We start from the raw sequence: 7734 nt of genomic DNA, 5'->3' as shown, positions 1-7734 counted from the left end.
GGCGCTTGGGGGACTCCTCGGCGACCGGGGCGGCCTCGGCGACCGGGGCCGCCGTGGCGCGCGCCTTGCGCAGGGCGGCGGCGGCCGTCTCGACCGTCTGGAAGGAACCGGTGTCCTCGATCGGACGGATCACGCGGGGGCGACGGCGGCGAGGGGCCGGAGCGGCCTCCCGCGCGGCCGGGGCCGGCGCGGCGGGCGCCGCCGGAGCGGCCTCGCGGGCGGCCGGGGCCGTCTCGACGCGACCGGTACGGCTGCGGCGACGCGGGGTCCGCGGCTCGGCCGGAGCCTCGGCGGCCGGGGTCTCGACGGCGACCGGGGCGGCGGCCTCGACGACCGGTGCGGCCTCGCTCTTCGCGACCGGAGCCTCCTGGACGGGCTGGGCCGGGGCCGGCTGGACCGGCGTCTGCGCGACCGGAGCCGCGCCCTGGCCACCCGGGCGGGTGCGGCGACGGCGGCGCGGGGTGCGCGGGGCCGACTCGGCCGGGGCGTCCGCGGCCACCTCGGCGGCCGGAGCCGACGCGACGGGAGCCGACGCGGCCGGAGCCGACGCGGTGACCTCGGTCGTCGTGGCCTCGACGGCCTCGCCGAACTCGCTGCCGCCACGGGTGCGACGACGCTGACGCGGGGCACGCGTCCGGGCCGGACGCTCCTCGGAGCGCTCGGTCCGCTCGGCACCCTTCGGACCGCGGCCACGACGGCCGCCGGGCTCGCCGAGGTCCTCAAGCTCCTCCGCGCCCAGACCGGCGCGGGTCCGCTCGGCGCGGGGCAGGATGCCCTTGGTACCCGCCGGGATGTCCAGCTCCTCGTACAGGTGCGGGGAGGAGGAGTACGTCTCGACCGGCTCGTGGAAGTCGAGCTCCAGGGCCTTGTTGATGAGCTGCCAGCGCGGGATGTCGTCCCAGTCGACCAGCGTGACGGCCGTGCCCTTCGCCCCGGCGCGGCCGGTGCGGCCCACGCGGTGGAGGAAGGTCTTCTCGTCCTCGGGGGACTGGTAGTTGATGACGTGCGTGACGCCCTCGACGTCGATGCCGCGCGCGGCGACGTCGGTGCAGACCAGCACGTCGACCTTGCCGTTGCGGAAGGCGCGGAGCGCCTGCTCGCGGGCGCCCTGGCCGAGGTCGCCGTGGACCGCGCCGGAGGCGAAGCCGCGCCGCTGGAGCTGCTCGGCGATGTCGGCCGCCGTGCGCTTCGTACGGCAGAAGATCATCGCGAGCCCGCGGCCGTTGGCCTGCAGGATGCGCGCGACCATCTCCGGCTTGTCCATGTTGTGCGCCCGGTAGACGCGCTGCGTGATGTTGGCGACGGTCGCGCCCTCGCCGTCGGGCGAGGTGGCCCGGATGTGCGTGGGCTGCGACATGTAGCGGCGGGCCAGGCCGATGACCGCGCCCGGCATGGTCGCCGAGAACAGCATCGTCTGACGCTTCGCCGGAAGCATGTTCATGATCTTCTCGACGTCGGGCAGGAAGCCCAGGTCGAGCATCTCGTCGGCCTCGTCGAGGACGAGGACCCTGACCTTCGACAGGTCCAGCTTGCGCTGGCCGGCCAGGTCGAGGAGACGGCCCGGGGTGCCGACGACGACGTCGACGCCCTTCTGGAGCGCCTCGACCTGCGGCTCGTACGCACGGCCGCCGTAGATCGCGAGCACGCGGACGTTGCGCACCTTGCCGGCGGTCTGGAGGTCGTTGGTGACCTGCGTGCACAGCTCGCGGGTCGGGACGACGACGAGCGCCTGCGGGGCATCGGTCAGCTGATCGGGCTTGGCCCGGCCGGCCTCGACGTCCGCGGGGACGGTGACGCGCTCCAGGATGGGGAGGCCGAAGCCGAGGGTCTTGCCCGTGCCGGTCTTCGCCTGGCCGATGACGTCGGTGCCGCTGAGGGCGACCGGGAGGGTCATCTCCTGGATGGGGAAGGGGGTGACGATGCCGACGGCCTCCAGGGCCTCGGCCGTCTCGGGGAGGATTCCGAGCGATCGGAAAGTCGTAGTCAGGGTGCTGCCTCTTCTGTGGACGCGGCGCGACGCGAAAGACGGGGGTCGTACCGTGTCGGGACTCTTCCGGCCGGATCGTGAAGATCACGGACAGGTGACACGGGACCACTGCCGTCGCTCGAGCGTCTTACCGCTGAGGGTGACCCTTCCGCGGGTCCGCCGGAAGGGCTGTCGGGCCGGAGCCGATCGGGCCACCGACCGGGCATCCTCATTCATGCGTCGGCCCACCGCGTACGTCCGAACGTGCGAAAGCATGTCCGCATACTCAGCAGGCGCTTTATCACTGTACCCCGGAATCGCGCATGTGTGTTGGGGGAAAACGTGATGAGGGCACGGTCACACTGACTGACCAGGGCCTTCCCGGAGCCGGGAGCGGGCTATTGTGCGCTGCATGGAGACGCCTGACAACGCCACACCCACCGGGATCGCCGCCGAGGACTGGGCCACCGCATCCGCCGACCCCCAGTACCGCGCCGCCGTGATCGACCTCCTCGGCGCGCTGGCCTACGGAGAGCTGGCGGCCTTCGAGCGGCTCGCCGAGGACGCCAAGCTGGCGCCGACCCTCGCGGACAAGGCGGAGCTGGCGAAGATGGCCTCCGCCGAGTTCCACCACTTCGAGCAGCTGCGCGACCGCCTCGCGGCCGTCGACGCCGAGCCGACCACCGCGATGGAGCCCTTCGCCAAGGCGCTCGACGACTTCCACCGCCAGACCGCCCCGTCGGACTGGCTGGAGGGCCTGGTCAAGGCGTACGTCGGCGACTCGATCGCCAGTGACTTCTACCGCGAGGTCGCGGCCCGCCTCGACTCGGACACGCGCGGGCTCGTCCTGTCCGTCCTCGACGACACCGGCCACGGCAACTTCGCCGTCGAGAAGGTCCGCGCCGCCATCGAGGCCGACCCGCGCGTCGGCGGTCGGCTCGCGCTCTGGGCGCGCCGCCTGATGGGCGAGGCCCTCTCGCAGGCCCAGCGCGTGGTCGCCGAGCGCGACGCGCTCTCGACGATGCTCGTCGGCGGCGTCGCGGACGGCTTCGACCTCGCCGAGGTCGGCCGGATGTTCTCCCGCATCACCGAGGCCCACACCAAGCGCATGGCCGCGCTCGGCCTGGCCGCGTAAGGCCCTCGTACGACGGGGGCGGCGGCTGTCTCACACCGCCGCTGAGCGTCGCAGCCGCCGCGCGGCCGGACGGATCAGCAGCGAGAGCAGCACCGCCGCCACCGCCACCGCGCCGATCAGCGTCGCGAGGAAGTGGCCCGGCCCCAGGGCCCCGTGGGTGACCAGCGCGCCGAACACCCCGCCGAGCGCGCCGGTGGTGAGGACGGTCCCCCGGGAGGGGAGACGGCCGGCCAGTCTGTGCAGGGCGACCCAGGCCAGGGCGAGACCGAACAGGGCGGAACCGAGGGCTTCCAGGAACACTGCGGATCACCTCGCGGGTGCTGCGGGGCGGGTGGTGCGGTCGACGACTTCCTACCCCGGCGGCCCGGAGGACAATCCTCCCGTGCCCCTCTGACGTGCACTTTCCGGCGGACGGGTGAGCAGCCCCGCGGACATGCGAAAGGCCCGGCGGACCGATGCGGTCCGCCGGGCCTTCCCATGGATCTCAGAGGGCGCCGAAGCCCACCCGACGCACGGCGGGCTCGCCGAGCTCCACGTACGCGATCTTCTCGGCCGGGACGAGGACCTTGCGGCCCTTCTCGTCCGACAGGCTCAGCAGCTGCGCCTTGCCGGCCAGCGCCTCGGCAACCGCGCGCTCCACCTCCTCGGCGGACTGTCCGCTCTCCAGAACGATCTCCCGGGGTGCGTGCTGCACGCCGATCTTGACCTCCACGGCTATGTCCCTCCGAACGGTCAGCGTTGCGCGATCTTCGCGCCGTACGGTGCCCACATTAGCCCGGTGAGGGGACGCGCACGGTTCAGCGGCGGCACGCCAAGAGCGAACACGCGGCCAGGGGCCGCGAGCCTCAGTGGCCCTCGGCGCTCAGCTGCCCGTCCACCGGGTGCAGCGGGAAGCCGGCGATGCCGCGCCAGGCCAGCGAGGTCAGCAGTCCCACGGCCGTGTCGCGCGGGATCGCGGACTCGCTGGACAGCCAGTAGCGCGCCACGACCTGCGAGACGCCGCCGAGCGCCACGGCGAGGAGCATCGACTCCTCCTTGGCGAGACCGGTGTCCTCCGCGATGACGTCCGAGATCGCCTCGGCGCACTGCAGGCTGACCCGGTCCACGCGCTCGCGCACGGCCGGCTCGTTGGTCAGGTCCGACTCGAAGACCAGGCGGAAGGCGCCGCCCTCGTCCTCCACGTACGCGAAGTAGGCGTCCATCGTCGCCGCGACGCGGAGCTTGTTGTCCGTCGTGGAGGCGAGCGCCGTGCGCACGGAGTGGAGGAGGGACTCGCAGTGCTGGTCGAGCAGGGCGAGGTACAGCTCCAGCTTCCCGGGGAAGTGCTGGTACAGGACCGGCTTGCTGACGCCCGCCCGCTCGGCGATGTCGTCCATGGCGGCCGCGTGGTAACCCTGGGCGACGAAGACCTCCTGGGCCGCGCCGAGCAGCTGGTTCCGCCGCGCACGTCGCGGGAGGCGCGTGCCCCGAGGGCGTGCTGCCTCTGTCTGCTCGATGGCGCTCACGCGGCCTCCAAGAATTCGATCCATGCGCTGTCCGCGCCGCGCCGACATCGTACTTTTGGGTAACCCGGCTGTGCGCGGTGCGAACGCAGAATTTCACGGACCGGACACTCTGGTCGACCCATTGGTTCAGGCTTGAACCGAACAAATCAGCGGTAGTCGTCCTCGTCCAGGGCGACGACCCGTGCCTGGTCGGACGCGTCGGCCTCGTTCGCCGAGTCGTGCTCGACGTGCGTCAGGGGTTCGTCCTCGCGCTGCTGGAGCTCGGTGTGCTGCTCGGCGGCGTCGGCCTCGGGGATCCCCTCGTCGAGCGCGGCGACCTCTTCCGTGGCGAAGGTGTCCGGCTCGGTCGGATCGACAGTCATGCGGTTCCTTCCGGCGCACGGGGTCGAGGCGCTCCGATGTCCTTCCCTTGACCCTCTCCTTCCGAGCGTAGGAGCACACGCGCCGCGCCGCCACGCACCCGCGGCCTCACGCCCGTGACCACGGCGGACCGAACCTGTGACAGCACCCACACACGGGACCGCGTGATCGTCTCGTAATATTGCGGCCATGTCCTCGACCGAGCTGCCGGAAACCCGGACCGCCGCCGCGAAGCAGGCGCCGCGCATCCGCGACGTACGGGTCGCCGAGGGCGAGGAGCTCCGCTCCGTCGTCCTGCCGGGGCTCACCCTCACGGTCCGCGCCCGGCCCGGCACCCGTCCGGGACTGCCTCCCGCGCTCTTCGTCCACGGCCTCGGCGGCTCCTCCCAGAACTGGTCGACGCTCATGCCGCTGCTCGCGGACGTCGTCGACAGCGAGGCCGTCGACCTCCCCGGCTTCGGCGACTCCCCGCCGCCCGACGACGGCAACTACTCGGTGACCGGGCACGCCCGCGCCGTCATCCGGCTCCTCGACGCCGGCGGCCGCGGCCCCGTCCACCTCTTCGGCAACTCGCTGGGCGGCGCCGTCGCCACCCGCGTCGCCGCCGTCCGCCCCGACCTGGTCCGCACCCTCACCCTGGTCTCCCCGGCCCTGCCCGAGCTGCGCGCCCAGCGCACCGCCTGGCCGACGGCGCTCCTCGCGGTCCCCGGCGTCGCCTCCCTCTTCGCGAGGCTCTCCCGGGACTGGACCCCCGAGCAGCGCGTCCGCGGCGTGCTGTCGCTCTGTTACGGGGACCCCGGCCGGGTCACCGACGAGGGCCTGCTGCACGCGGTCGAGGAGATGGAGCGCCGACTGGAGCTCCCGTACTTCTGGGACGCCATGGCCCGCTCCTCGCGCGGCATCGTCGACGCCTACACGCTCGGCGGACAGCACGGACTCTGGCGCCAGGCCGAGCGGGTGCTCGCGCCGACGCTCCTCGTGTACGGCGGACGGGACCAGCTGGTCTCGTACCGCATGGCCCGGAGGGCGGCCGCCGCCTTCCGCGGCTCGCGACTGCTGACCCTGCCCGACGCGGGGCACGTCGCGATGATGGAGTACCCCGAGACGGTCGCCCAGGCCGCGCGGGAGCTGATCTCCGATCAGGGCGGGAGCTGAACCGGGGCGTGGGACGACATAGTCGCAAGGGCGCCGCGCCCTCGGTGGAGGACACCGGGCAGCACGCGGCGGCCGTACGGACGGCGGGACCGACCCCGCCCCAGGCCCCCCAGGCCCAGGCCCCCCAGGCCCCGCCCCAGGCCCCGGGCCCCGGCACGGGCCGGCGGCGCAGGGCGCCGGGCGCGGGCCAGGAGACCACCGCCGGGTACGGGACCGCGGCCGGGTACGGGACCGCGGGTCTCCGCGCCGACGGGTACGGGACCCCTCCGCACGGCACCCCCCGGCACGGCACGCCCGCGTACGGGACGCCCGTGCACACCACCCCCGGCACCCCCGCCCACGGCATCCCGGTCTACGGCACGACGTCGGTACGGGGCGGACACCCGCAGCACGACGACGGCGGGACCCCCGGGCCCCCGGCGTACGGCGGGAGCGGCGGCCGCCGGCGTGCCCCCTCTTCCCCCGTCCAGGACACGCAGGACACCCCCTTCCTTCCCGGCCCCCGGCGCGAGCTCCGCACCGACGCCGGTGCCGACCCGGTCGCGCCCGGCGCTCCCGTCGAGGAGGCCGCCGAGGAGCCGGCCGGGCGGGTCCTCAGGGGCCGCACCCTGACCGGCATCGCGGCCGCCGCCGTCACCACCGTCCTCGCCGTCGTCGTCGCCGGCCAGGTCGCCGACCGCCCGGCCTCGCCGGACGCGACCCGCGCCGCCGACCGCCCGGCCGAGCGGACCACCGGCGACACCTCCGCCTCCCGCTCCGACGACCGGGACACCCCCGCGAGGCCCTCCGCGTCCGCCTCCGCCGCGCCCTCCGCGTCGGCCTCCGCGGCGGCGCCGAAGCCGACGTACGAGCAGCTCATGACCCGCCAGTTCCCGATCGACCCCGGGCTCAAGGGTTCGGGCGAGTTCGAGGCCGTGCCGGGCTTCCAGAAGGCGCCCGGCAAGGGGCGGCTCGTGCGCTACCGGATCGACGTGGAGAAGGGCATCGGCCTCGACCCGGGGCTCTTCGCCTCGGCCGTGCAGAAGACCCTCAACGACGAGCGGAGCTGGGCCGGCCAGGGCGCGATGACCTTCGAGCGGATCTCCAGCGGGGACCCCGAGTTCGTCATCACGCTCGCGAGCCCCGGCACCACCGGCACGTGGTGCGCGAAGTCCGGCCTCGACACGACTGTCGACAACGTGTCGTGCGACTCGGCCTCCACCGAGCGCGTGATGATCAACGCCTTCCGCTGGGCGCGGGGCTCGGAGACCTTCGGGCCGAAGGCGATGTACGCGTACCGCCAGATGCTCATCAACCACGAGGTCGGCCACCGCCTCGGGCACGGCCACGTGAGCTGCGACACCCCGGGCGCCCTCGCCCCCGTCATGCAGCAGCAGACCAAGTCCCTCAAGGTCAACGGCATCCAGTGCCGCCCCAACCCCTGGGTCTACCCCGGCAGTTGACGCCTGACCCTTCGTGATCGCCCCGCCGCGTACCGCGACGGAACGCGACCGGAGTGGGAAAGTTACGTGCATTCACCCCTTCCGGTGGTGGGGCGGGGGGAAGAGCGCGGGCACACCCCGGGCACGAACAAAAGGCGGAGCTCGGCGGACACGAGACCCACCCGCGGGCGG

Annotated in this window: 8 protein-coding genes; 3 read left to right on the top strand and 5 right to left on the bottom strand. The window is 73.7% G+C overall.

Annotated features, from left to right (window positions below):
* Nucleotides 1–1894, bottom strand: a 1894-nt coding sequence (locus tag AB0G79_RS22955; protein WP_360809267.1) for a DEAD/DEAH box helicase, incomplete at its 3' end; no start/stop codon positions are given.
* A gap of 484 nt (nucleotides 1895–2378) precedes the next feature.
* Here AB0G79_RS22955 and AB0G79_RS22950 point away from each other — a divergent pair.
* Complete coding sequence (locus AB0G79_RS22950) at nucleotides 2379–3101, top strand: ferritin-like fold-containing protein (protein ID WP_360809265.1); 723 nt, start codon at nucleotides 2379–2381, stop codon at nucleotides 3099–3101.
* A 30-nt stretch (nucleotides 3102–3131) separates the two neighbouring features.
* On the opposite strand, the gene AB0G79_RS22945 is transcribed toward AB0G79_RS22950, so the two are convergent.
* The 4 genes from AB0G79_RS22945 to AB0G79_RS22930 all read right to left on the bottom strand — a co-directional run bounded on the left by AB0G79_RS22945 (nucleotide 3132) and on the right by AB0G79_RS22930 (nucleotide 4968).
* Nucleotides 3132–3401, bottom strand: coding sequence for a hypothetical protein (locus AB0G79_RS22945; RefSeq protein WP_360809263.1), 270 nt, complete (start codon nucleotides 3399–3401; stop codon nucleotides 3132–3134).
* A 184-nt stretch (nucleotides 3402–3585) separates the two neighbouring features.
* Nucleotides 3586–3813 carry a DUF3107 domain-containing protein gene (locus AB0G79_RS22940; RefSeq protein WP_360809261.1) on the bottom strand — a complete coding sequence of 76 codons (228 nt, stop codon included), beginning with the start codon at nucleotides 3811–3813 and terminating at the stop codon, nucleotides 3586–3588.
* Between the two features lie 133 nt (nucleotides 3814–3946).
* On the bottom strand, nucleotides 3947–4606 hold the full coding sequence (locus AB0G79_RS22935) for a TetR/AcrR family transcriptional regulator (protein ID WP_360809259.1): 660 nt from the start codon (nucleotides 4604–4606) through the stop codon (nucleotides 3947–3949).
* Between the two features lie 146 nt (nucleotides 4607–4752).
* Nucleotides 4753–4968 (bottom strand): hypothetical protein, encoded by a 216-nt coding sequence (locus tag AB0G79_RS22930; RefSeq protein ID WP_360809257.1) that lies wholly within the window; start codon nucleotides 4966–4968, stop codon nucleotides 4753–4755.
* A 187-nt stretch (nucleotides 4969–5155) separates the two neighbouring features.
* Between AB0G79_RS22930 and AB0G79_RS22925 the strand changes: the two genes are divergently transcribed.
* Both AB0G79_RS22925 and AB0G79_RS22920 read left to right on the top strand, forming a co-directional pair.
* Nucleotides 5156–6121: an alpha/beta hydrolase gene (locus AB0G79_RS22925; RefSeq protein ID WP_360809255.1), complete on the top strand. Its 966-nt coding sequence runs from the start codon at nucleotides 5156–5158 to the stop codon at nucleotides 6119–6121.
* Nucleotides 6122–6129: 8 nt separating this feature from the next.
* A complete protein-coding gene (locus AB0G79_RS22920) occupies nucleotides 6130–7563 on the top strand; it encodes a DUF3152 domain-containing protein (RefSeq protein ID WP_360809253.1) in 1434 nt (477 codons plus the stop codon).
* The last annotated feature ends 171 nt before the right edge of the window (nucleotides 7564–7734 follow it).

Origin of the sequence: Streptomyces sp. NPDC020807 (genome assembly GCF_040641575.1) — a bacterium.
Classification (GTDB): Bacteria; Actinomycetota; Actinomycetes; order Streptomycetales; family Streptomycetaceae; genus Streptomyces.
This window is presented reverse-complemented; position numbering and strand designations above follow the sequence as displayed.

Coding starts and splice junctions, on each gene's coding strand:
- AB0G79_RS22925 (WP_360809255.1), top strand. CDS start 5,156: ATGTCCTCGACCGAGCTGCCGGAAACCCGGACCGCCGCCGCGAAGCAG.
- AB0G79_RS22950 (WP_360809265.1), top strand. CDS start 2,379: ATGGAGACGCCTGACAACGCCACACCCACCGGGATCGCCGCCGAGGAC.
- AB0G79_RS22930 (WP_360809257.1), bottom strand. CDS start 4,968: ATGACTGTCGATCCGACCGAGCCGGACACCTTCGCCACGGAAGAGGTC.